We start from the raw sequence: 23,867 nt of genomic DNA on the forward strand, positions 1-23,867 counted from the left end.
ACATCCCCCGGGAACCCGTCAACGGGGCCGTTTCCGCCCCGTCCACAGTGGAGACTCACCCGGGTACGCCGGTGCCGGAGGTGGCGCGGGCGCCGTAGCATCGGGTACCCGGTGGTGCGGTACGAGGGGGAGTCGGCGTGATGCGGCGGATCGGGATCGTGCGGCGGATCGGGTTCGTGATGCTGGCGCTGGTGGCGATGGCCGGCTGCGGCGGGCAGTCCGCCCGCTCCACGGACCACCACCCGGCCGCGGCTCGCGCGGCGGTGCTCACCGCGTACCTGGCGGCCGACGCCACGCCCGACGAGCAGGGCGCGGTGCGCGCGGCGTTGCAGCGGGGCCGTGCGGTCACGAGCACGGTGTTCGTGTCCAGGGACCACGCGTACCGGGGGGCGAAGGAGGCCGGGCTCACGGTCGATCCGCGGTCGGTCAAGGCGTTCTACCGGTCCACGGTGACCGACGTCGCCGCCGGTACCGGCCTGGCCACGGCGATCCGGCGGATGGCCGGCGTCGACTCCGTCACCGTCTTCCCCGCGCCGAGCCCCACCCGCTGACGCCGACCGGGGCGCGCCGAGGTGCCGGTCCGGCGCCCGGGGTCAGTGCCGGTGCGTGTTGTCCGGCTGGTGCGGGTCGGCCGGGTGCTCGAAGCCGGGGCGCAGCGTCACGCGGGCGCGGCGCTGCCGTTCGATCCAGTCCACGAACGCGTGCCGCCGCGCCGCGTCCCGCAGGTCCGCCACGTCCGCGGTACGCACGCCGCCGGGGCGTACCTCGTCGACGTGCACGGTCCAGGCCGCGCCCGCGAACCCGACCGGCCCGGACGACCGGCCCGGCTCCGTTGCGGCGATCGCCGCGCCGAGCGGCCCCGCGTACTGGTCGACCCGTACCCAGCCGAGGTGTTGCGGCGCGCCGCCGTCCGCGGGCACCAGCCGGACCAGCCGGCGCTCCGGTTCGGTGTCCTCCTGCCGCCGGTGGCCGGCGGGCGCGTCCACGCCGGCGGTGACCACCTCGTACACGGCGCGGGCGAGCGGGGACGCGACGAGCACCGCGACCGGTACGCTGCCGAGTTCCAGAGCGGCGGTCGGGTCGGGGCGCCACGGCGCGCGGTGCCGGTCGGCGGGGGTGACGCCCCGCTCGGCGGCGGTGTGCTCGACCAGCCGCTCCACCGTGAGCAGCTGGACCAGCCAGCGGCGCAGCTGCCGCCCCTCGGCGCCGTCGTCGCGCGGCAGCAGCGGGGCGGCCGGCCCGCGCCGCATCCGGGCCAGTACGTCCTCCACGGCGTCCAGCCCGATCGCGACGCCGTCGACCTCGGCGACGACGGCGTCGTGCGGGTGCGCGTGCACGGTCACCGGCCGGTCCCGACGATGAGCGGGACGGCGGGGGAGTAGCGCACGGCGCCGGCCGACGCCGCCTTGAGGAGTACCCAGGCGGTGCGGGGTGCGGCGTCCAGCGGCGCGGTGACGGTGACGGTGACCGGCGCGGAACCACCGGCCGGTACGGTCACGCCCTGCACCCGCGGCCCGACCATGCCCCACGTCTCGTACGGGCTGAGCGCCCACACGGCCACGTCCGCGTCGGTACGGTTCGCGTTGTGCAGCACCGCCTCGACGGTGGTCGTCCCGCCCGGCTCCACCGTCGCACCGGTACTCGTCAGCTCCAGCGTCACGCCGCTGTCGCCGCCCTGGATCGCTTGCGCCGCAACGGGATCCGCGGGCGGCTCCGGCTCCTCGACGGGGCCTGCGGTGAGCAGGGCGACGTCCTCGTACCGCTGGCCGGCGTCGGTGATGCCGACCCGGACCGCGTACCGCCCCGGCTCCGGTTCGGCCGGCGGCGTCACCGTCACCGTGTACTCCACGTGCCCGCCCGGACCCAGCTCGTACGGCAGGGTCGTGGCGCTGGCGGTCCAGCCCGCCGGTACGGCGACGGTGGCCAGGCCGGCGCGGTCGGCGTCGACCACGTCGGACGAGACCACCACCCGCAGGCTCACCGGTACGCCGCCGTCGACGGCCGCGCGGGTCGGTTCGACGTGCACCGACACCGGCTGGTACCCGAGCGGGGCGGGGCCGGAGTTGTGCAGCCAGTACCGGGAGAAGAGGGGTTGCACGGGGTCGGTGGTGGGGCCGAGCGGCGAGGCGGGTGCCGCGGCCAGCCCGGTGGCGTCGACGTCGAGCACAGCGGTGACCACATCGGACGGTCCACTGTGGAGCGTCGCGGTCCCGCCGCGGACCGGCAGCGGGTCGCCCGGCCGTTCCAGCAGATCCGCGGTACGGGCCGCGACGACCGGCGTCACCAGGCCGATCCGCACCTCGCCGCCGCGACCGTACGCGTCGTAGCCGCGGACGGTGACGCCGTCGCGGACGGACGGCCGGGCCGCGCTGCCCACCGCGATCGGGTTGCCGGTCGGCTTCAACGTCGTCAGCACGAACCCGTCGGAGACCTCGACGAGCGCCGCGCTGGCCGGCAGCGGCCCCGGATGCGGCGGCGCGACCACCCCGCGCAGCGGGTTCGTGAACCCGGCACCCGCCTCGACCATGCCGGCCCGCCGCCAGTCGCCGTCCCCCGCGACGAACGCGTACTCCAGCTCGTGCGTCCAGTGCTGCAACTGGAACGCCGACCCGTCCGGCGCGGTGCGCTTCGGCGGATCCAGCCAGACCCCGGACGGCCAGCCCGTGCAGGACCGCAGCAGCGACAGGTGCAGCGCGCCGTCGGAGGTGACGGCGAACCCGGGGATGCCGCGGTTGAGCAGCCCCACCGTCCGGTCCTCGTAGGAGGCCACGCCGTGCGGAACCCGTTGCGCCACAGCGATGTCCGCGTCGGCCAGGTCCGCGACGACCGCGGCCAGCTCGGCGTCCAGCGCCGCGTCGTCCACGCCGTCGACCAGCAGGCAGTCGAGCGCCTCCGGGTCGCGCAGGTCGGCGCCCGGCACCCACACCTCGGCCAGCGGCCGCGCCGCCGGCACCCACACCCGCGCCCGGCCCGTCTCCGCGAGCTGCCGCGTCCACTCCTCCGCGTACGCCTCGCCCGCCTCGGCGAGCACCCGCGCCGCGTACCCGTTGCGCTCGGGGCCGCCGACGAGGACCCGGACGTCGGGGAGGTTGGAGTCGACGTCGAGCAGCCCGTACCGGGAGCCGCCGGCGCGGGACGTGGTCGCGGTGACGCCCTGCCCGACGAGCGCCACCACCAGGGGCCGCACCCGACCCTGGTCGAACGCGTCCGGGCAGACCACCTCGGCGATGCCGATCGCGCGCCGGCCCGTACCGTCCGATGTGGACACCGAGACGCGCGCCGCCGCCGACAGCCCGAACCACGTGTACGCCGGATTGTCGAGCGTCCACGGGTGTTCCGCGCTGTCCACGTCGATCAGGCCGAACCCGCGGCCGATCACCGCGTCGCCCACCTCACTGACCGGCAGCGCGCCCGGCACCGGGCTCGGGAACCGCACCCGGACCAGCTTGTCCGAGCCGGTGAACTCGTCGACCCGGGTCCGCACGTCGACCCGGTCCACGCCGTCCAGCACCGTCACGTACTGCGTGTACCGCACCGGGCCGACCTCGCCGCGCACCACCAGCCGCTCGCCGAGCGGGCCGCGCTCCGCGGTGACCGTCGCCGCGGTGTCGCGCGCGTACGTCCGGCCGCCGGACGGCACCAGGTGCCAGGGGCCCTCCTTGAACCGCGGGTGCTCGGCGTACTCGTCGTACACCACGAGCTCGTTGGCGACCTCGCCGGCGGCGACCAGTTCCCGGCCCGTCGCGCGCTCGACGACGCTGGCCAGCCCGCCGCCGCGGGCCGGGTCGGCGCGCACCGTGAACCGGTCGCTCGTCGCCGTCACCCCGTCGACCGGAACCCACCGTCCGTCGACCTCCGCCGGTACGAGATGCACTGTGCGGTAACCGATCCCGGGCACGTCCACCGCGACGAACGACACCACCGCGGCGCGCAGCCCGCCCTCCGGGTACTCCTCGGCGGCCTCGACCGCCACCGGCCGCACCGAGTCGCCGTCGGCGGCCACCAGCCCGGTGACGCCCGGCGCGGGCAGCTCGACGCGTACCGTGACGACGTCGGTCCGGGCGAACGACTGTCCATTGTGGACCGTGACGGCGAGCACGCCGTCGCCCGCCGTGCTGTCCACCAACCCCGTCAGGTACTCCTGCGCGGCGTCGCGGACGTCGCCGGCCCGCTCCAGCGCCTCCCGCCACCCCGTCATCAGATCCAGGTACACCTGGTCGGACTCGGAGCCGGTCACCGCGTCGTGGTGCGCCCCGTACGCCAGCTGCCGCCAGGCCGAGTCCAGCGCCTCGTGCGGGTAGCCCGCCCCGTACAGCGAGGCGAGGGTGGCGAACTTCTCCGCCTCCATCGCCGCCTGCTCGCCGGCCCGGTGCGCCTGCTTCGTGTCGATGTACGACACGTCCTTCCCGGTGTACACCGGGTTCATGTCGCGGCTCTGCGGCGTCGCGGTCCGGCCCTGCTCCGCCAGATCCCGGCGCACCAGGTCGAAGAACTCGCGCGGCAGCCCGGACACGAACCGCGGCCACACGTACCGGTCGCGCCAGTGCCGGTGGATCTCGGTGACCCACCGGTTCGGCGGGGTGTAGTCGGTGCCGACCGGCAGCAGGATCGACTTCCCCGCCGCGACCGGCTTCAACCCCTGGTACAGCCGGTACGTCTGCGCGACCGCCTCGTCCAGCGTCGGCGCCGAGTCCATCCACCACCCGGCCGAGTAGTGGTTCGCCATGTACGCGGTGAGCACGCCGCGCCCGCTCGGCGAGATCCACTCGAACTCGGCCGGGAACTGCATCACCGTCGCGTCGCCCGGCTCCGCGTTCCACATGTCGAGCATCGGACCCCACTGGTGGAACGGGCCGCGCGCCCACGACGACGAGGTGAGCCCCGCGTCCGCCACCATCCCCGGGAACTGCGGGTCGTGCCCGAACACGTCGAGCTGCCACGCCGTCGCCGGCTCGCCGCCCAGCACCCCGCGCTGGAAACCGATGCCGTACACCAGGTTGCGGGCGGTGGTCTCGGCCGCGGTGAGGTTCGAGTTCGGCTCGTTGTACGTGCCGCCCATCAGTTCCAGGCGGCCCTCGGCGAGCAGCGCGCGCAGCTCCGACCGGTGCTCCGGATACGCGTCCCAGAACGGCTTCAGGTAGTCCAGCTCCGCCAGTACGAACGTGTAGTCCGGGTCGCGGCGCGCCTGCGCCAGGTGCGCGCGGACCAGCGCGAAACCGGGCATCCCGCGGTGGTTCTGGTCGGTCAGGTCCGGCCGCTGCCACTCGCTCGTGTACGCCGCCTGCGTGTTCCACCAGACCGGGTCGTAGTGGAAGTGGTTGACCATGACCATCGTCCAGCCCGGCTCCGCCACCGTCAGCACCCCGGTACCGCCGGGCGCGGCCACGCCGTCCACGGTCACCGTGACCGCGACCGACGACCCCACCGCCGCCTCGGTACGCACGCCGACCTCGACCGTCGTGTCACCCGCCAGCGGTACCGGATCGGGGGTGGTGACGCCGGGTCCGGTCACCGCGAGGATGCCGGTACCGGCGGGCTCGGCCAGCCGGACCCGGACGACCTGACGCGGGTCCTCCTCGGTGCCGACGAACAGGTCGGTCGACTCGACGGAACTGATGACAGTCGGCACGGACGGCTCCCGGAGGTGGGCGAGCAATTCCGAGAATTCTCTCCCCGCCCCCGGCCCGCCGCACCCGAGACGAGCGCCACAGTTTCACCCCGTCCGGTACGTGGGACCGGGCTGGCGTCCGCGCCGGCTCAGCCGCGCCGCGTCGGCTCAGCCGCGCCGCGCGGCCGTACGCGGGCGTCGGGTCGGCGGGGCGACGATGCCGGCCGCGTCCAGCGCCTCGCGCAGCCCGCGCGCGGCGAGCCGGTCGGCGCGCTCGTTGCCCGGATGGCCGGCGTGCCCCTTCACCCAGTGCCACTCGACCTGGTGTCGTCCGGCGGCGGTGTCGAGCGCCTGCCACAGATCGGCGTTCTTGACCGGCTCCCGCCCCGTCGTACGCCAGCCGTTCGCCTTCCAGCGCGGCAGCCACCGCGTCACGCCGTTCCGCACGTACGTGCTGTCGGTGTAGAGCAGCACGTGCACCGGGCGGGTCAGCGTGGACAGCGCCTCGATCGGCGCGGTCAGCTCCATCCGGTTGTTCGTGGTGGTGCCGGCGTCGCCACCGCACAGCTCCCGCTCGTGCCCGCCGTACGTCAGCAGGGCGCCCCAGCCGCCCGGCCCCGGATTGGGCACGCACGCCCCGTCGGTGTACACCTCGACCTGCTGCACCGGCACAGCCTACCGGTGCCCGCGGGGCGGGGCGGTGGAGGCGCGGACCACCAGCGTGCCCGGGAGTACCGTCTCGCGGGGTGGGTCGGCCCGCTCGTCGATCAGGTCGAACAGCAACTGTGCCGCGCGCCGGCCGAGATCGGTGCTGTGCAACGAGACGCTCGTCAGCGGCGGGTCGACCAGCCCGGCCGCGGCCGTGTCGTCGAACCCCGCCACCGACACGTCCCCCGGTACGGCGCGGCCGTGCTCGCGCAGCCAGCGCAGCGCCCCCACCGCCATCCCGTCGTTGAACGCGAACAGTGCGGTCGGCGGGTGCCGCCGGGACATCAGGCGGCCGGCCGCGGCGTACCCGGAGTCGACGGTGAAGTCGCCCGGCTCGGTCAGGTCGGCGGGCAGCCGGCGCCGCGCGTCCGCGTACGCCCGCTCGTGGCCGCGCAGCCGCGCCCCGCTGGCGAGCGCGGACGGGCCGGTGACGGTGCCGATCCGGCGGTGGCCGAGGGCCAGCAGGTGCTGCGTCACCGCGTACGCGCCGGCCTCGTCGTCCGGGTGCACACACGGCACGTCCTGGTGGGTGTACCCGACGACGACCACCGGGTAGCCGCTGGCGGCGAGATCGGGCAGCGCGTCGGCGCCCACCCCGGCCTCCACCAGCAGCCCGTCCACCAGCCGCCGCCGGTCGAACCGCCGGTACGCCGAGGCCGCGCCGCCGCCGGTCTCCCGCGTCGACAGCAGCATCCCGTACCCCCGGGCGGCCAGCTCGGTGTCGGCGCCGCCGATCAGCCGCAGCAGGTGGTCGTTGGCGAACGTGAAGCCGGGATCGTGCGGCACGACCATCCCGACCACCTCGGTACGCCCGCGCACCAGCGCCCGCGCGCCCGCCCCCGGCCGGTACGCGAGGGAGCGCATGGCGGCGAGCACCCGGTCGCGCGTGCCGTCGGTGACCCCGGGCTCGCCGTTGACCACCCGGGACACCGTCTGGTGGGACACCCCGGCCGCGGCCGCGACGGTACGCATGGTCGGGCGGGCGTCCCGACGTCGTGAACGTTCATTTGACATCAAACGCATAGTACGTGGGATCTGCGAAACCGCCCAGCGGTTGACATTGCGGTACACGGGTTCTAACGTCCGATTGTTCACGTGAACGTTCACATCGCGGTAACCCCTACACCCGCAATGGAGGCGTCGTCGTGTCCGAATCCGCACCCAACCCGCCCCGCCCGCCCGGCGGCCTCACCCGCCGCCAGGCCCTCACGTACGGGCGGAACGCGGCGATCGCCACCGGTCTCGCCGCCGCGTTCCTCAGCGACCCGGGCCAACCGGCGAGCGCCGCCATCGACCGCGGCACCGCCGCCCCGGTACCCGACGCCACCGCCCTGACCGTCACCACGTCCTGGACCGGCAACACGTACTCCGGTGCCACGCAATGGATGCAGGACTTCCTGTTCGACATCGCCGTCACCGCCGACGGCACCGTCTACACCGCCAGCTTCTGGGACGAGGCGCACCAGCAGGCCGGCATCTACCGGGACGGCGCGCCGATCGGCAACTGTGCCAACGCCATCGGTGACGCCGTCGCCGTCGGCGGCACGTACGCCTACCTGACCGTGGGCAACGGCCTGACCCGCTACACCCTCGACGGCACCCCCACCACCCTCACGTACGACGTCGGCAGCCCGCCCGCCGCCGCGGCCGCCTCCGCCACCCAGGTCGTCGCCACCGACCGCGTCACCAACCAGGTCAAGGTCTTCGACGCCGCCGACGGCACCCTCGTACGCAGCTGGGCGGTGAACCGGCCGGGCGCCGTCGCGCTCGCCGCCAACGGCGACGTGTGGGTCGTCGCGAACGTCACCCGGGACACCGACGACGGCCACTTCTGCACGTCGACACCGCGAAACCCGCGCAGATCCTGCACTTCTCCAACACCGGTGCCGCGCTCGGCGGCACCATCGCCGGGCCCGGCAGGGACTGGATCCCGACCGCGCTGGCCATCGACCACCAGGGCAACCTGCTCGTCGGCGACAACGGCCCGCACCGCCAGGTCTACACGTACGCCAACCTGTCCGGTACGCCGACGCTCGCGCGCACCCTCGGCCAGCGCGGCGGCATCGGCTCCGGTACGCCCGGGCTGGTCACGCCGCAGAAGCTGTTCGGCATCGTCGGGGTCGGCGCCGACCAGGCCGGCAACGTCTACGTCGGGATGCACGAGTACGGGACGGTGCTGCGCGCGTTCGACCCGGCGGGGAAGCTCGTCTGGGAGCTGATCGGGCGCGGGTTCGTCGACTCCGCCGACTTCGACCCGGCCAGCGACGGCGCCGACGTGCACTCCAAGCAGAACCACTACCGCATCGACCACGGCAAGCCCGCCGGCTCGGACGCCACCTGGGTCGGCTACTCGCTCGACTCGGTGAGGTACCCGCAGGATCCGCGGCTGTTCCTGCCCGCGCAGCACCACCACGCGACCTCGCCGTTTCTGTTGCGCCGCAACGGATCCCTCTACATGTACCTGACCGGCATGTACTCGTACCACCTGGTCGTGTACAAGTTCGACGGGGAGATCGCGCGGCCGGCGGGGATGTTCGCCAAGTCGCGGTGGGCCGGCGACGAGCCGGCGTGGCCGCCGAACCAGCCGGCCAGCGGCGAGTGGATCTGGCGCGACACCAACGGAAACGGCGCGTTCGAGGCCGGCGAGTACAGCCAGCCGGCGACCGTGGCGAACGCGCCGAGCGGCTGGGTCTGGCACGTCGACACCAACGCCGACGTGTGGCAGGGCGGCGACCGGCTGCTGCGCCGCTTCCCGCTCCAGGGCTACGACTCCCACGCCAACCCCGTCTACACGTACGCCAGCGCGGTCAGCTACGCGCTGCCCGCCCCGTTCACCAAGGTCATGCGGCTGCACTACGACCCGGCCACGGACGTGATGTACCTGTCCGGCTACACCGCGGCCGCGCCGTACGACAACGCGCACTGGAAGGAGCTGGGCCGCGTCCTCGCCCGGTACGACAGGTGGAAGACCGGGAACCGCACCGCCACCTGGACCGTCGACCTGCCGTGGGACGTCACCTCCGACCCGATGGTCACCATGGTCGGGCTGGCGGTGGCCGGCGAGTACCTGTTCACGGTGGGGATCGCGACCCGCGGCCAGGTGTGGGTCTGGAAGCAGAGCGACGGGTCCGCAGTCGGCACCTGGCAGCCCGGGGCGAACGTCGGCGGCGTCGAACGCACCGGCTGGGTCGACATCCCGTACGGGGTGACGGCGATGCGCCGGTCGAACGGTGACTACCTGGTCAACGTGGAGGACGACCTGCTCAACAAGGTCCTGCTGTACCGCTGGCGGCCCTGAGGCGGCACCGGGGCCCGCGGCGACGTCGCCGCGGGCCCCGGGAAACCCTTGCGCGGCAACGGATCCGGGCGAGGCATCAGTCGGCGTCCAGGGCGGCGAGAACCCCCTGGAGGTACCCGAGGGCGTGCGCCCGGCCGCGGCTCACGTACGCCTCCGACGACGTGTCGGCCCAGGTGTCCCGGTCACCGACCATCGCCGGTACGTGGTCGTCGATGACGAAACCCGTGAAGCCCGCGTCGCGCAGGTGCCGCAGCACCCGCGGCGGCGAGATGTTGCCCTCGCCGAGGAAACACTCCGCGAACCTCGGTACGGTGCCGCGCACGTCGCGGAAGTGCACGTAGCTGATCCGGTCACCGCCCAGCCGGTCCACGACCTCCAGTACGGCCGGCTCGCCGCCCATCTCGGAGACCGTGCCGACGCACAGGTCCAGCCCCCACGCGGGACTGCCACCCGCCTGCCGGGCCGCCTCCGCCAGCGCCGCCGGCGACGTGAAGATGCGCGCCGCCCCACCCAGCGGTACGTCGACGGGCGGGTCGTCCGGGTGCAACGCCAGCCGCACGCCGGCCTCCTCGGCCACGGGTAGCACCGCGTCCAGGAAGTACCGGTGGTGGGCCCACATCTGCTCGGCGGTGATCGGCTCCGTGACCGGCTCGTCCGGCGTCAACTTGTACGCGGCCAGCGCGTTGCCGCGCCCCGCGTCCGCCAGGTCGAACGCGGTGACGAGCGCACCACCACGGCCCGCCGCGCGCAGCCGCGTGCGCCACACGTACGTGGTGATGAAGTGGTAGCCGAGGACCGGGATGCCGGCGCGGCCCATGTTCACCACGGTGCGCCGGTAGTTGTCGAGCTGCTCGTCCCGGCCCGGCAGCCCGCGCTGGATCCGCCAGAAGTTCGCGGCCGGCACGTTCTCCAGACCCTCCAGGCGCAGCCCGTCCGACTCGCACCGCTCCCGGAGCGCCCGCAGCTCCGCCTCGCCCCAGTACCCGTCGGTGCCGGACAGGTTCGTCGGGTTGTGCAACTGGACGCTGCCCAGCCCCAGCTGCCGGGCGAACGTCGCCGTCCGCTCGTCGTACTCGTCGATGTGGCCGAGGGTGAGGCGCACGTCAGCCCTCCCGCGGCTCGTCGGGCAGGGACACGCCGACCGCGGCGAGCAACCCACCCTCCACCGGTACGTCCGCGCCGGTGAGGAAACTCGCCCGCGGCCCGGCGAGGAACGCGATCACCTCGGCGATCTCCCGCGGCTGCGCGATCCGGCCCAACGGATGCGACGCGCCCCACCGGCCGAGCAGGTCCGCCACCGCGTCCGGACCGTCACCGGCGAACAACTCCGCCGAATGCCGCAGCATCGGCGTGTCCACCGAACCCGGACTGACCGCGTTCGCGCGCACCCCGTACCGGGCCTCGTCCACGGCGATCGAGCGGACCAGCGCCGCCAGCGCACCCTTGCTCGCCGTGTACGCCGCGACCTCGGTCTGCGTGGCGTGCCCCTGCACCGACGACACCACCACGATCGCCCCACCGGTACTCCGGCGCAGGTGCGGGATCGCCGCCCGCGCCGCCAGGAACGCGCCCTTCGTGTTCACCGCGAACACCTCGTCCCAGGTCGCCTCGTCGGTGTCGGCGACCGTGCCGTACCGCTGGATGCCGGCCGAGACGACGAGCGTGTCGAGACCCCCGTACTCGGCCACGGTCCGCTCGACCGCGGCGGCGACCGCGGCGGCGTCCGCCACGTTCGCCGCCACCGGCAGGGCCCGGCCGCCCGCCGCGGCGATCGCGTCCGTGACGGCGCGCGCCTCGTCCAGCGTCAGCGCGGTGACCGCGACCGCGGCGCCGCGCTCGGCGAGCAGTTCGGCCGTGGCGCGGCCGATCCCGCCGGCCCCGCCGGTCACCAGTACCGTGCGGCCGGCGTGTTCGCCGTCGCTGTCTCCGCGGTGAGCCATCCCGAGTCCTTTCGCTTTGTCCACAGGCGTTCCGGCTGTCCACAGGCCCGCCCGCGAGGGCCGCGCGGCCGGTAGGATGGGCCCCGGGGTCGCCCCCTGGGAGGGTGGGGGCTGCGCGGCGCACAGTGCAACACCTTCCGCCCCAGCGGCGCGGCGGACAGCCGCAACACCCTCCGCCCAGCGGCGCGGCGGACAGCCGCATCGTCCCCCGCCCCGACAGCGCGGCGGGTCACCCGCATCATCCCCGCCCCAGCGGCATCGCGCAGAAGGTTCCGCCCACCAGCCGCTCCGGCGGCCCGGCGCCGATCTCCCCGGCGTACGTCTCGGCGTCGTCCACGCCCCGGTACCCGATGGCGTCGCTTTCCGCGGTGGTGAACCAGCGGCGCGTGTTGCGCGATATGCCCCACAGCACCCGGTATCCACCGGCGGTGGTGGTCAGGCACGCGTCGACGAGCCGCACCGCGTCGCCGTACGAGAGCCACATGGCGAGGTCGGCGGGCGTGACGGGCCGTGGCCGGAACGCGCCGATCCGCAGGCAGGTGATGTCGGTGCCGTACCGGGCGTGGAAGAGGGCGCCGAGGGCTTCGACGGCGGCCTTGCTGGCGCCGTAGTACGTGTCGGGCCGGGGTGGGGTGTCGGCGGCGATGGGCGCGTCGCCGGCGGTACGGAAGCCGGCGGCGTGGATGCTGGAGGCGAGCACGACGCGTGGTACGTGGTGTTGTCGGGCGGCGTCGAGGACGAGCCGGGTGCCGTCGATGTTGACGGCGGCGAGGTCGGGCCAGGGTGCTTCGCCGGCGAGCCCGCCGAGGTGGACGACGGCGTCGACGTCGCGGCAGGCGGCGCCGATGGCGTCCGGGTCGAGGAACGAGGCGGTGACGGGTTCGACGGGTTCGCCGGGGGCGGCGGGCGGCTGCGGCGCCACGTCGAGCAGCCGGAGTACGCGGCCGGGGCGGGCGAGTCCGGCCCGCAGTACGGTGCCGATCCGGCCGGCGGCGCCGGTGACGAGGATCCGGGTGTCAGGCATCGTCGGCCTCCTGCGGGGTGTACGGCGGCGAGTGGTACGTGTGCCGTTCCCGGTACGCGGGCGGGACGGGCGGTTGCCAGTGCAGCCAGCCGCGCGGGTCGGTGTCGACGGGCGGGCAGGGTGCGCCGACGCCGTTGCCGTTCTCGGCCGCCACCGCGTACTGGTAGATGGTGGTGGGTGGCGCGGTGGTGCGGTCGGGGTCGTCGCGGGGTGGTTCGACGCCGGTGGCGTCGGGGTCGACGTGGCGGTGGGCGTACCCGGCGAAGATCTCGGTGTACGGGCCGCCGGGTCGCCGTCGCAGCACCCGGTACCGGCCGGCGCCGAGCACCTCGCCCCAGTCGAGCGTGACGCGGCCGGTGTCGAGGGTGAGGCTCAGCCCGTCGGGGGGTTCGGGCGGCCGGGACGTGACGTGCAGCGGGTGGTCGGCGCCGGGCGGGCCGGTGTGTTCGGCGTTGGCGGCGACGGCGCGCAGGTGCACGGTGGTCCCGTCGGCCAGCCCACCCAGCCGGTACGGCGCGCCGCCGGTGTCGCCGACGGTGCGCCAGGTCGTGCCGCCGTCGGTGCTGAGCTGCACGTGGTACCGGTCGGCGGCGGGGACCGTGCCGACGTGCACGAGGGCGCCGCCGGCGATGTTCTCGGTGCGGAGGATCGGGGCGGCGCCGGGCCGGGGGAGTCCGGTGGTGAGTTCCCAGTGGTGCCGCCCCGCGGGCAGCCGTACGGTCAGCGCGTCGCCGTCGCGGCGTGCGTCGGCCGGTGTGCCGTCGACGTACCAGGTGCCGCGGGTGGGGCCGCGCAGGGTGACCGCGGTGTCGGCGACCGCGTCGTACGTTCCGGTGCAGCGCAACGGATCCCGGTACGTGAGGCTGATGCCGAGCCGGGTGTCGTCGGTGTGCAGCGACACCTCGTCGGTGCCGATCTCGGTGCCGGCGACGAGGACGAGCTGCCGCTCGCCGTCGTGGTGGCGCCGGACGACGCCGGCCGTCCCCGCGAACCGCACCCCGTCCGCGTCGTACGTGACGGTCGGCGGGCGGTGCGGCACGGACGGCTCGTACCGGAAGACGTGGTCGACGCCGCGCGGGTGGGTGACGAGCGCGCCCCACGGGGTGCCGTCGACGGTGAGGTCGGTGCGGTGGCTGACGACCACGAGCGCGTTGCCCGTGCCCTCCAGCCGCAGCCCGCGCGACACCGGCGTACTGACCGCGCCGTCCCCGCCGACCCCGGACACCGCCCGTACGAACGGCATCCGGTCGGTCGGGTGGTCGACGCGGTTGGCGTCGTGCCCGGTCGGCGCGGTCTGGGTGACCCACGTCCACACAAGCCGCTGCGCCCCCGCCACCGCGTCGTACGTGACGAGGTAGTCGGTGCCGACGAGCAGCACGCTGCGGCCCAGGTACCGGCCGTGCACCGGGTTGTCGGCCGCCGGCGTGATCCGCGCGTACTGGGCGGCGGTCAGGTCGACGAGCGGCCGGTCGAGCGCGTTCGGCCCGATGGACCGGATCCGGCCGTCGTGCCAGATGCCGCAGGAGGTGACGAACGTGGCGTCGGGTACCCGCCGGTCGCCCGCGTCCTCCGGCCCGTGCCCGCTGTACGAGTGCCCGTCGGCGTAGTAGTAGAGGTGGCCGGAGCCGTTGTCGTCGGCGATGCCCCACCGGTAGTTCGGTCCGCGGTCGGTCTGCTGGAGGTGCACGGACACCTCGGCCGGGGTGTCCAGGCCGGCCCGCAGCACCACCCCGTACCCGGTGTACGCGGCGCTGCGCAGCCGCGGGTTGGTGCCGCGGTCGGTGGCCGGACCGCGCAGTACGCGCCAGGCGTCGGGCTCGCCGGGCGGCAGGTCGAGCTTGTGCCCGCCGTCGTCGGCGGCCCACAGCAGGTGTTCCGCCACGAGCGGCCGGTACCGGCGCAGGTGTTCGGCCAGCAGCCGCATCTCGATCGGGATCCGCCGCGGCCAGTACGCGTGCGCGCCCTGCGGCGGGTGCATCCGCAGCCGCCCGCCGTCGGCGCTGGTTCGCAGCGGTGCGGTGAGGGCGTCCACCAGCCACGCGCCGACCGCGGCGAGTTCCGGGGTGGCGAGCCGCTCCACGCCGTCGGCGCGCCGGCCCAGCGCGGCACCGAGCGCCGCCGGCCGCAGGTACGCCCAGACGTACGTGGCGAGGCTCTCGGTCCACCGGCCGCCGTGGCTGCCGGGCAGCTCCGGCCGGGTGTGGAACGTGCCGCTGAGGCGTACGAACGCGGCGAACTGGTCCCGCCAGTCCCGCGCCGCCGGATGTTCCGGGTACAGCCAGGCGAGGCAGCCGAGCGCGGCCTTGCCGTCGGCGAGGAAGTTCGGGTGGCCGGCGAGCATCCGGCGCATCGGCGCGATCTCCTCGCCGGCCGACACGTACGCGGTGAGCAGCAGCAGCGCGTCGACCCGGGCCCGCTGGCCGGCGGTGAGCCGCGCGCCGAGCCGGTCGTACGCGTCGAGCAGCCGGTCGTACAGCGGGCGCTGGCCGATGTTGCTGTACCCGCCGATCTCGTTGACACCGTGCGCGATCAGCCGCGGCCCCTCACCGGTGAACAGCTCGGTGAGGAACGCGTCCGGGTCGGTGATCGCGCCCTCCCGGCACAGCGGCGCGGGCCGCCGCCCCGCGTACGCGAGGTGCCAGTCCTTGACCCGGTTCAGGTCCAGCACGCCGTGCCAGTGGTGCAGCTGCCGGGTGTACGTGGTCTGGTACGTGGTCGCGCGCCGCGCCGTCTCCGCGTCCAGCCCGTACCGGTCGGCGAGGGCGGCGGCGTGCACCGGCTGCCGGGCGAGTACCCGGCGGTCCAGATCGTGGTCGTAGCAGGCGATCCCGGTACGCCGGGTGCCGGTGGCGAGCGGCCAGCGCCAGCGCAGCACCCCGTCGTACCGGAAGTGCAGGGCGAGGGTGTCCGACGACGCCCATGTCGCGTACTCGCGGTCGTCCCAGGCGGCGGCGTCCCGGACGAACACGCCGACGCTGTCGCCGGCCACGTCCCAGAACGTGGCGTGTGGCCGGATGTCCCAGGCGTACGCCGGGGCGTACGGCGCGACGCGGAAGGCGAAGTCGACGTCGGGTCGTTCGATGCGGCCCGGTCCGGCGAACGCCGGATCCTCGCCGCTGTCGGGGACCACGACCGGCTCGTCGATCCCCACCCACCGGTACGTCTCCGGCGAGCAGGGATCGGCGTGGTCGTCGGCGTCCTGCGAGTACGGCCAGGTGGACGAGAAGCGGTGCGTCGGGGCGAACCCGGTCCAGTCCAGTTCCCAGGCGGCGGCGAGGCCGGTCATCTCCTCGGCCACGTCGACGAAGTCGTACCCGGCGACGCAGCGCACCGTCACCCGCCACCGGCCACCGCCCGCGAACCGGTAGCCCACCTCGTACGTCGCGGCCAGCGGACCGGACTCGACGACCCGGGTGTCGATCCGTTCCACCGCACCGGTCACCCGCGACCGGCCGACCCAGCCGCGGCCCCGGTCGAGCTGCATCACCGGCCCCGGCGCCACGCCACCGGTCAGCGCGCGCGGCAGCCGTACCCGGAGCGTGCCGGTGTCGACGACGATCGTGGCACCGTCCTCGACGGCGGTGACCGGCGCCGCCGCCCGCGCCACCGGTGCCGACGCGTCCGCGGTCAGCGTGTACGCCAGCGCCTGCCCCGGTTCCAGCGCGCCGAAGAACTCCACGTCCGCCGCAGCCACCAGCTCCCCGGCGTACTCCACCGCGGACAGCTGGAACGGCACCGGTACGCCGGATCGGCTCAACCGCAACTCGTCCGGGCGTACCGAGGGAGTCTCCCAGCGGACCGGCCAGCGCAGCAGGGTGCGCGGCCAGCTGAACTCCGGATGGTCGAGCCGGTCGCGCAGCCGGAACGTGACCCGGTCGGCGCCCGCGGCCCAGAGCGTCACCGGTCGGCCCCCTGTTCCACCGCGGTACCCGCGGCCACGCCCTGGGTGCCGAGGCTGGCGCCGCCGGCCACGCCAGCCACCAGATGCCGTTGCAGCGCAACGAACAGCACCAGGATCGGCGCCGCGACGATGAACGTACCGGCGGCGATGAGCGGCCAGTTCTGCGTGTGCTCGCCGAAGAACGAGTACAGGCCGCGGGTGACGGGCCACAGCGACGCGTCGGACAGCATCACCAGCGGCAGGATCAGGTTGTTCCACGCGTGCACGAACCCGAAGATCGCGAACGTGGCGAGCGCCGGCCGCATCTGCGGGATGATGATCCGGAAGATGAACCGCACGTACCCGCAGCCGTCGAGGACGGCGGCCTCGTCGATCTCGCGCGGGATCCCCTTGATGTAGCCGACGAAGAAGAAGAACCCGGCGCCGGACAGGCTCGTCAGCACCAGGTATCCCGGCATCGAGTTGTACAGCCCGAGGATCCGGGCCTCGATGAACAGCGGGATCAGCCCGCCGGGCAGGAACCCGGAGAAGATGAAGAACGTGTACAGCAGGTTCGAGTGCCGGAACCAGCCGCGCGAGATCGGGAACGCCAGGAAGACGCCCAGGATCAGCGTGACCGTGTCCGGGATGACCGCGTACACCAGGCTGTTGAGCATCTCGCGGCCGAAGTCGCCCTGTTCCCACGCGGCGCCGAAGTTGGCCAGCGTCCACGACGTCGGCATCCCCGTCGGATCCTGCAGGAACTCCGGGTACGTCTTGAACGCCTGCAGGAACATGTACACCAGCGGCAGTGCGAACAGTCCCGCGGCGATCACGAAGCACAGCAGGTTTCCCCGTACCAGCCGGGCGACGCGCGCGGCGGTCCACCGCCGCCGCTGCACCGGCGCCGGCGTACGGGTGGGGCGGGTCAACAGCGCCGTCACAGTTGGATCTCCCGTCGGCGGAGGAGGAACAGCAGGCTCCCGCCGATCACGACGGTGAGGACGAACTGGAGCATCGCCAGCATCGAGCCGTACCCGAGCTGGCTGGTGCCGGCGTTGAACGCGGACGTGAACATGTACAGCCCGAGCGTCCGGGTGCCGAAGTTGCCGCCCGTCAACACCAGAACCAGCGCGTACTCGCCGAGCGAGCCCATCGCGGTCAGGAACACGGTGACCGTGGTGGCCGGCGCCAGCAGCGGCCAGGTGATGTGCCAGAACATCCGCAGCCGGCCGGCGCCGTCGAGCGCCGCCGCCTCGTACACGCTGGAGGGGATGTTGCGCAGGCCGGCGATGTAGATGAGCATCGTGTACCCGGCGAACATCCACACGTTGACCGCCATCACGAGCGGCAGGGCCAGACCGTTCGAGCCGAGGAACGACGACGTCACCCCGAACAGCCCGTGCAGGATCTTCTCCGCCGGCCCGGTGAACGGGTCGAGGATCAGCGCGAAGATCGCGCCCACCACCGCGACGGAGAAGATCTGCGGCATGAAGATCAGCGCCCGGTACACCGTGTACGCGCGGCTGCGGCGGTTGAGCAGCAGCGCCAGGCCGAGCCCGACCGCGGTCTGGGCGACGGTCACGCCCACCACGTACGTGAGCGTGACCCCGATCGATCCCCACACCTCGCCGGACAGCGAGGTGAACGCGGTCGTGTAGTTGCACGTCCCGCAGACGTTCAGCGGCGTGCCCGGCAGGCCCGAGTACCGGGTGAAGGAGTAGCCGATCGTGGCCAGCGACGGGTACAGGCCGAACAGCAGCCATCCCGCGCCGGGGATCGCGATGCTCGCCCACGGTATCCACCGGCGGGTCCGGTTCGTTCCGAACAGGCAGCGTGGCACGCCGGTGACCTCCTAACCGACGGACTTGCGGTACGCCGCGGCGGACCGCTTGAGGATGGTGTCGGCGCTGTCCGAACCGATCGGCGCCAGCTTGCTGAAGTCCGGCCCGGCGGCGTCGATCGCCGCACCTGCCGGGATCCACGGGTTCGTCAGGATCGGGAACGAGTCCGAGCCGTGCGCGTTCAGCCAGTCCATCCACGGCAGCCCGGTGTTGGACAGGCCCGGTTGCGTCGACACCGATCCCGTACTGGCGAGCCACTTCTGGTAGTTCTCCTTCTGGGAGAACAGGCTCAGCCACTCCATCGCGAGCTTCCGGTTCGGCGCCGTGGTCGGTACGACCCAGGTCAGGTCCGGCTTGATGGCGACCCGGTTGTCGGCCGCGGAGTCCGTACCGGGGAAGCTGAAGAAGCTGAGGTTGAGCTTCGGGTTGGCCTGCTGGATGGTCAGCCCGTCCCACGACCCGTCGAGCAGGAACGCGTAGTCGTCGGCCTTCGCCGCCCACACGCCCGGCGCGGTCTGTTGCGCGACACCCGACGCCGACGGCTCGATGTAGCGCATGACCTTCTGGTACCGGGCGGTCGCGTCCCGGTAGACCGGGTCGTTCCAGGACTGCTGGCCCTTCCAGAACGCCACGGCGCGGTCGTGGGAGACCGTCGTGGCGTCACCGGCCCGCTTGCCCTTCATCAGGACCTGGTTGACGATGCCCTGCCAGACGCCGCCCTGCATGCCGTCCTTGCCGGCGACGAAGATCGGCGTCACGCCCTTCTTCCTCAACGTGTCGCACACCGCGATGAACTCCTGGTACGTGGTCGGCACCTGGAGCCCGTACTTGGCGAGCAGGTCCTTCTTGTACCAGATCGCGCCCGCCGCAACGTACTCCGCGGCCAGCACGCCGTACACGCCGCCGTTGTGGCCGACCGCCGCGGCCTGCATGGTCGGGTCGTAGTTCTTCATGAACGGCTGGTTCTTCAGGTCCACCAGCTTGTCCGCCGCGATCAGCGCCGCGGGCCCGGCCGGCGCGATCTTCGTGTACGCCGGGGCGAAGCCGGCCTGCGTCGGCGCGAACTGCGCCATCACGTCGACCGACCTGGACTGGAGCAGGCTGTTGGACAGCTGCCCCCAGGCGCCGTTCGCGGTGGGCGCCTGCTGGAGCTTGACGGTGACGCCGGGATGCTGCTTCTCGAACTGCTTGTTCAGTTCCTTGGTGAACTCGATCGCGCCGGGGTTGGTCCACTCGGCGATCGTCAGGGTCTGCTTGTCGGCACTGGCGGCGGAACCGCCGACCGTGCAGCCGGCCAGCCCGGCGGCCACGCAGGCGCCGGCGAGCAGGGCGGCCAGCGGCCGCCGGGGGATACGGGGTCTCATCCGAGGCTCCTTCACGGATCTGGCGTACGCGCCGTCGGTCGTCGACGGCGGTCAGGGTCGTTGCAGTGCGCCGTCGGTACGGCGGGGCGGCGTCCACGCGCCCGGCGCGACCGGCGGGTACTCGGCGGCGCGCCGCTCGTCGAGGTCGACGCCGAGGCCCGGCGCGTCGCTCGGCCACAGGTGCCCGTCGCGGATCTCCGGGCACCCCGGGAACACCTCGCGTACCCGCGGGTCGAACAGGTGCTGTTCCTGGATGCCGAAGTTCGGGCTGGCGAGGTCCAGCGCCAGGTTCGCCGCGTGCCCGACGGGCGACACGTCCCCCGGGCCGTGCCACGCGGTACGCACGCCGAACAGGTCGCAGGTGGTGGCGAGCCGCCACGCCGGGGTGATGCCGCCGATCGCGGACACGTGCACCCGGACGAAGTCGCACAACCGTTCCGCGACCAGCGGCCGGTACTCGGCCGGGTGGGTGAACAGTTCCCCGATCGCGATCGGCGTACTGGTCCGGGCGCGCAGCCGGCGCAGCCAGTCCAGGTCCTCCGGCGCGACCGGGTCCTCCAGGTAGAACAGGCGGTACGGTTCGAGGTCCTGCGCGAGGCCGACCGCGTCGGTCGGGTGCACCCGCTCGTGGACGTCGTGGATCAGCTCGACCTCGTCGCCCAGGTCCTGGCGCAGCGAGTCGAACAACCCGGTCACCGTCCGCCGGTACGCGGCGGGATCCCAGGCGTTGGCGGCCAGCGGCGTGGACCGCGGGGCCGTCGCGTCCGCGCTCGGCGCACCGTACGTGCCGGCGCCGGGTACGCCGACCTGACAGCGCACGTACCGGTAGCCGGCGGCGAGGTGTTCGCGGACCTCGTCGGCGACCTCGGCGGCGTCCCGGCCGGCGGCGTGCGAGTAGAGCGGGACCGCGGTGCGGCAGCGGCCGCCGAGCAACTGCCACACCGGCAGTCCCGCCTGCTTGCCCTTGATGTCCCACAGCGCCATGTCCACACCGGACAGTGCGTTGTTGAGGACGGGCCCGAACCGCCAGTACCCGCTGACGTGCAGGGTGCCGGCGATGTCGGTGATGTCGGCCGGGTCGCGCCCGATCAGTTGCGGCGCAAGGTACTCCTCGACCGCCGTGGCGACCGCCAGCGCGCGCTGGGTGAACGTGGCGCAGCCCAGCCCGTACAGGCCGGGGTCGTCGGTGTCGACCCGCACGACGACCAGGTTCGTCCCGGCCGGCGCCGTCACGACGGCCCGTACGCCGGTGATCCGGGTGCCGGACGGCGCCGCCCAGGGTGGTTCGGTGGTGTACACGGTGACCTCGGTTCCGTTGTGCCGCAAGGGTTCGACGTGGCTCAGCGGCCGATGCCCCAGCGGGTGTCGATGCGCCCGCCGGAGAACTGCGCGCCGGTGCCCCAGAACGGGGCGAAGTTGTAGCAGCCGGAGGCGGGCGCCTCCTGCTGCGCGGTCCAGTACGTGGCGCCGTGCCCGCCGGTACCGGCGTCGGTCACCTGCGGCGCGAACGCCAGCGGCAGTACGTCACCCGGCTTCAGGCCGGGGAGCTTGGCGGCCACCTCGGGCAGCTGCGTCCACGGGATCGCGATCTCGTACGTGGTGCGCTTCGCGGTCTCGTCCCGGGTGATCTGCACCCGCCCCTCGGTACCGGACGTGGGGTGCGCGTCCATCGGGCCGAGCGGTGTCGGCAGGTCGGCGTTGGTCGGGTAGTACGTCTGGTAGTTGGTGCCGGGCGCGCACTGCCGGTGCAGCTCGGGCACGCCACCCTTGGCCAGCGTCGCCACGTACAGGTGGGACAGGGAGCGCAGGCACTTGTCGTGGTGCGGGTCGCCGGCGAGCAGGTCCTCGGTCTTGTCGGCGACGACGTCGAACGCCAGCTGGATGCTGTCCGCCTTGAACGGGAACAGGTATCTGTTGCGGGGAAACGGATCGTTCGCCACGTGCAGGTCGTCGTCGATCTCCGCCCGCAGGTACCAGTTGGTGTCGTCCCAGGCGGAGCGGAACACGTAGTCCTTGCGGTCGCCGGTGGCGGACACGCTCGTCATCGTCACCGGCACGACCGTCGCCCACTGCGCGGCGTCCCCGCCCACCGTGATCGTCCGGTACGGCATGTGCGCGACCCGTACGGTCTGCGTGCCGCGCTGGGTGAGTCCGGGCCGCCGCGGGAACGTCGCCCGCCACCCCACCTGGTACTGGTTGTGCCCGTCCACCTGGTACGCCGTGACCGGGAAGTGGACGGTCCGCTGCTCGCCGGGCGCGAGCTTCAGCACCGGTACGTCGGTGCGTTGCAGCGTCCAGCCCGCCGGCGCGGTCATCCGCAGGATCGCGTCGACTTCCGCCGGCGACGTGTTCTCCACCCGGACGTCGAGCACCGTACCGGCGCCGACCGGCCGGTCGAGCGACAGCGGCGTCACCACCAGCGGCGTGTCGTACGCGAAGGTGGCGTTGGTGGTGAGCGCGTCGCGCAGGGCGTCGGGCGTGCGGGTGCCCTCGAAGTAGAGGACCTCCCAGGCGTTGACGGCGAGCGTGACGGTGCTCGACCTCCCGTCGGCGAGCTGCCGCCCCAGGTAGTCGTACACCCGGATGCCGTACGCGTCGTGCAGCGTGAGCGTGCCGTGGTAGCCGGCGGCCGGGTGCTCGTCGGTGCCGTCCCAGATCTGGTCCGCGTACACCGCCGCCCGCCCGCTGCCGTCCTTGGCGCGGAACAGGAAGCCCCACGTCGACCGCGAGTCCGGGTACAGCTCGGTCAGCAGGTCGGCGTCCTCCAGCCGGCTCGTCATCGCCGCGTACGCGGTCACCGCCGGCAGCGGCGTCCTCGTCGCGATGTCGTAGATGTTGAACTCCTGCCCGGAGTACTTCTTGTCGTACGACAACGAGAACCAGAAGACCCGGATCGGCGAGCTCTCCTCCGCTCCCGCCAACATGTGCAGCAGGTACGTCGGGGCGACGGTGCGCGCGACCGCGTAGTTCGCCTCCTCCTTCGGCAGGTGCGGGAAGGACGCGGTCGGGTTCGTACCCAGCTCGGTCTGCCACTGCCCGCCCGAGCCGCCCGAGCGGGAGCCCTGCTTGTCCAGCTTGATCTGCGTCTTCGTCATCGCGTACTGCGTCGCGTCCGGGTAGCCGTACGCGTGGTTCACGGAACCGTCGATGTACCCGGTGTCGGTGGATCCCTTGGCGTACACGATGTCGCGGTTGTAGGTGACCGAACCGCCGCCGATCAGCTTGACGTCGGGGAAGTCCGGCTTCACCCGGTCCCAGATGAGCTTGACCATGTCCCGGTAGTCCTGCGCGTCGCCGGTCATCCACGCCCAGCCGTGCACCCACGGCTCGTTCCACAGCTCCCAGTACTTCACGAGGTCCTGGAGCGGGGCGATCGCGTGGTAGACCATCTCGGCGTGCGCGGCCAGGTCGTGCGGCCGGTTCTGGTACACCTGCACCGGTCCGTTCGGGCCGGGTTCGACGTTCCAGGACATGTTGTAGTTGATGAACCCGAGCGGCTCGATGCCGTACCCGCGCCACTCGGCGATCTCGGCGCGCGCCACGTCGATCGCGGACTGTCCCCAGAACACGCCGGGCGACGGGCACACCGTGTCCGGCTGTACGGAGATGACGCCGCGGGTCCACTTGACGCCCATCAGTTGCGCGATCCGCTTGGTGATGGCGGGCGACGACTCGGGCCGGATCCCCAGCCCGAACGCCGATCCCGGCCGCAGCCCCGACACCGCGGGCCGCAGTACGCCGAGGCCGAGCCGGGTGGTGGCGAGCTGCGTACCGGACCGGTCGGTGACCGTGACGGTGACGGCGTAGTGGTCGACGCCGAGGGCGCCGAGGGCGATCGTGGTCGCGGCCGGACTGCCGGCGGGCGCGTCGAACGCCGTCTGTCCATTGTGGACAAGCTCGGTACCGCGGGCGAGCACCGCCCACGTGACGGTGCCGGACAGCGCCGCCGCGCTGGTGACCGTGACGACCAGTTCCGGCTTCGCCTGGCCGGAACCGTCCACCACGTACAGGCCGGCGGGGTCGGAGAACGCGAACGTGACGGTCGGAGCGGCCGCGGCCGAAGCCGTACCGGCGGGGGAGAACGTACCTGCCACGGCGGCGCCGGCGGCCAGCGCCGCACCGTACGCCATGGTCGTGCGTCGGGTGATGCCTCGGGGGGTGGTGTCGGACATGAGCGGACCTCCGTGCGTGCTGCGCGGTG

At 73.4% G+C, this 23,867-nt stretch carries 16 protein-coding genes; 2 read left to right on the forward strand and 14 right to left on the reverse strand.

Going from position 1 to position 23,867, the window contains the following annotated elements; all coding sequences use genetic code 11:
- Nucleotides 1-140 precede the first annotated feature (140 nt).
- Nucleotides 141-551: a permease-like cell division protein FtsX gene (locus Aru02nite_RS08715; protein WP_203656461.1), complete on the forward strand. Its 411-nt coding sequence runs from the start codon at nucleotides 141-143 to the stop codon at nucleotides 549-551.
- A 42-nt stretch (nucleotides 552-593) separates the two neighbouring features.
- Here the strand turns inward: Aru02nite_RS08715 and Aru02nite_RS08720 are convergent, their stop codons facing one another.
- The 5 genes from Aru02nite_RS08720 to Aru02nite_RS08740 form a co-directional block, all read right to left on the reverse strand.
- On the reverse strand, nucleotides 594-1,343 hold the full coding sequence (locus Aru02nite_RS08720; RefSeq protein ID WP_203656462.1) for a DUF7158 domain-containing protein: 750 nt from the start codon (nucleotides 1,341-1,343) through the stop codon (nucleotides 594-596).
- The gene (locus Aru02nite_RS08725; RefSeq protein ID WP_203656464.1) at nucleotides 1,340-5,629 is read right to left on the reverse strand and encodes a glycoside hydrolase family 38 N-terminal domain-containing protein; all 4,290 of its coding nucleotides are present in this window, start codon (nucleotides 5,627-5,629) and stop codon (nucleotides 1,340-1,342) included. Before Aru02nite_RS08725 ends, Aru02nite_RS08720 begins: the two co-directional genes overlap by 4 nt.
- 147 nt (nucleotides 5,630-5,776) lie before the next feature.
- Entirely contained in the window at nucleotides 5,777-6,274 is a 498-nt protein-coding gene (gene rnhA / locus Aru02nite_RS08730) for a ribonuclease HI (RefSeq protein WP_203656469.1), read from the reverse strand.
- Nucleotides 6,275-6,283: 9 nt separating this feature from the next.
- Nucleotides 6,284-7,330, reverse strand: a complete 1,047-nt coding sequence (locus tag Aru02nite_RS08735; RefSeq protein WP_203656471.1) for a LacI family DNA-binding transcriptional regulator — start codon at nucleotides 7,328-7,330, stop codon at nucleotides 6,284-6,286.
- Between the two features lie 568 nt (nucleotides 7,331-7,898).
- Nucleotides 7,899-8,123 (reverse strand): hypothetical protein, encoded by a 225-nt coding sequence (locus tag Aru02nite_RS08740; protein WP_203656473.1) that lies wholly within the window; start codon nucleotides 8,121-8,123, stop codon nucleotides 7,899-7,901.
- On the opposite strand from Aru02nite_RS08740, the gene Aru02nite_RS08745 reads away from it, so the two are divergent.
- Nucleotides 8,103-9,614, forward strand: a complete 1,512-nt coding sequence (locus Aru02nite_RS08745; RefSeq protein WP_203656475.1) for an NHL repeat-containing protein — start codon at nucleotides 8,103-8,105, stop codon at nucleotides 9,612-9,614. The two genes, Aru02nite_RS08740 and Aru02nite_RS08745, sit on opposite strands and share 21 nt — an antisense overlap.
- 76 nt (nucleotides 9,615-9,690) lie before the next feature.
- Here the strand turns inward: Aru02nite_RS08745 and Aru02nite_RS08750 are convergent, their stop codons facing one another.
- The 9 genes from Aru02nite_RS08750 to Aru02nite_RS08790 form a co-directional block, all read right to left on the reverse strand.
- Entirely contained in the window at nucleotides 9,691-10,716 is a 1,026-nt protein-coding gene (locus Aru02nite_RS08750) for a mannonate dehydratase (RefSeq protein WP_203656477.1), read from the reverse strand.
- A gap of 1 nt (nucleotide 10,717) precedes the next feature.
- Entirely contained in the window at nucleotides 10,718-11,554 is an 837-nt protein-coding gene (locus tag Aru02nite_RS08755; RefSeq protein ID WP_203656478.1) for an SDR family NAD(P)-dependent oxidoreductase, read from the reverse strand.
- A 238-nt stretch (nucleotides 11,555-11,792) separates the two neighbouring features.
- Nucleotides 11,793-12,578, reverse strand: coding sequence for an NAD-dependent epimerase/dehydratase family protein (locus Aru02nite_RS08760; protein WP_203656479.1), 786 nt, complete (start codon nucleotides 12,576-12,578; stop codon nucleotides 11,793-11,795).
- Nucleotides 12,571-16,479, reverse strand: a complete 3,909-nt coding sequence (locus Aru02nite_RS08765; protein ID WP_203656480.1) for a hypothetical protein — start codon at nucleotides 16,477-16,479, stop codon at nucleotides 12,571-12,573. Before Aru02nite_RS08765 ends, Aru02nite_RS08760 begins: the two co-directional genes overlap by 8 nt.
- Nucleotides 16,476-17,402, reverse strand: coding sequence for a carbohydrate ABC transporter permease (locus tag Aru02nite_RS08770; protein WP_203656481.1), 927 nt, complete (start codon nucleotides 17,400-17,402; stop codon nucleotides 16,476-16,478). The genes Aru02nite_RS08765 and Aru02nite_RS08770 overlap by 4 nt, the downstream gene beginning before the upstream one ends.
- Nucleotides 17,399-18,301: a carbohydrate ABC transporter permease gene (locus Aru02nite_RS08775; protein ID WP_203656482.1), complete on the reverse strand. Its 903-nt coding sequence runs from the start codon at nucleotides 18,299-18,301 to the stop codon at nucleotides 17,399-17,401. Before Aru02nite_RS08775 ends, Aru02nite_RS08770 begins: the two co-directional genes overlap by 4 nt.
- Before the next feature lie 12 nt (nucleotides 18,302-18,313).
- Nucleotides 18,314-19,666 (reverse strand): ABC transporter substrate-binding protein, encoded by a 1,353-nt coding sequence (locus tag Aru02nite_RS08780; protein WP_203656483.1) that lies wholly within the window; start codon nucleotides 19,664-19,666, stop codon nucleotides 18,314-18,316.
- Nucleotides 19,667-19,717: 51 nt separating this feature from the next.
- On the reverse strand, nucleotides 19,718-20,965 hold the full coding sequence (locus Aru02nite_RS08785; RefSeq protein WP_203656484.1) for an enolase C-terminal domain-like protein: 1,248 nt from the start codon (nucleotides 20,963-20,965) through the stop codon (nucleotides 19,718-19,720).
- Nucleotides 20,966-21,006: 41 nt separating this feature from the next.
- Entirely contained in the window at nucleotides 21,007-23,838 is a 2,832-nt protein-coding gene (locus Aru02nite_RS08790) for a DOMON domain-containing protein (RefSeq protein WP_203656492.1), read from the reverse strand.
- Between the last annotated feature and the right edge of the window lie 29 nt (nucleotides 23,839-23,867).

Source organism: Actinocatenispora rupis (genome assembly GCF_016861975.1).
GTDB lineage: Bacteria > Actinomycetota > Actinomycetes > Mycobacteriales > Micromonosporaceae > Actinocatenispora > Actinocatenispora rupis.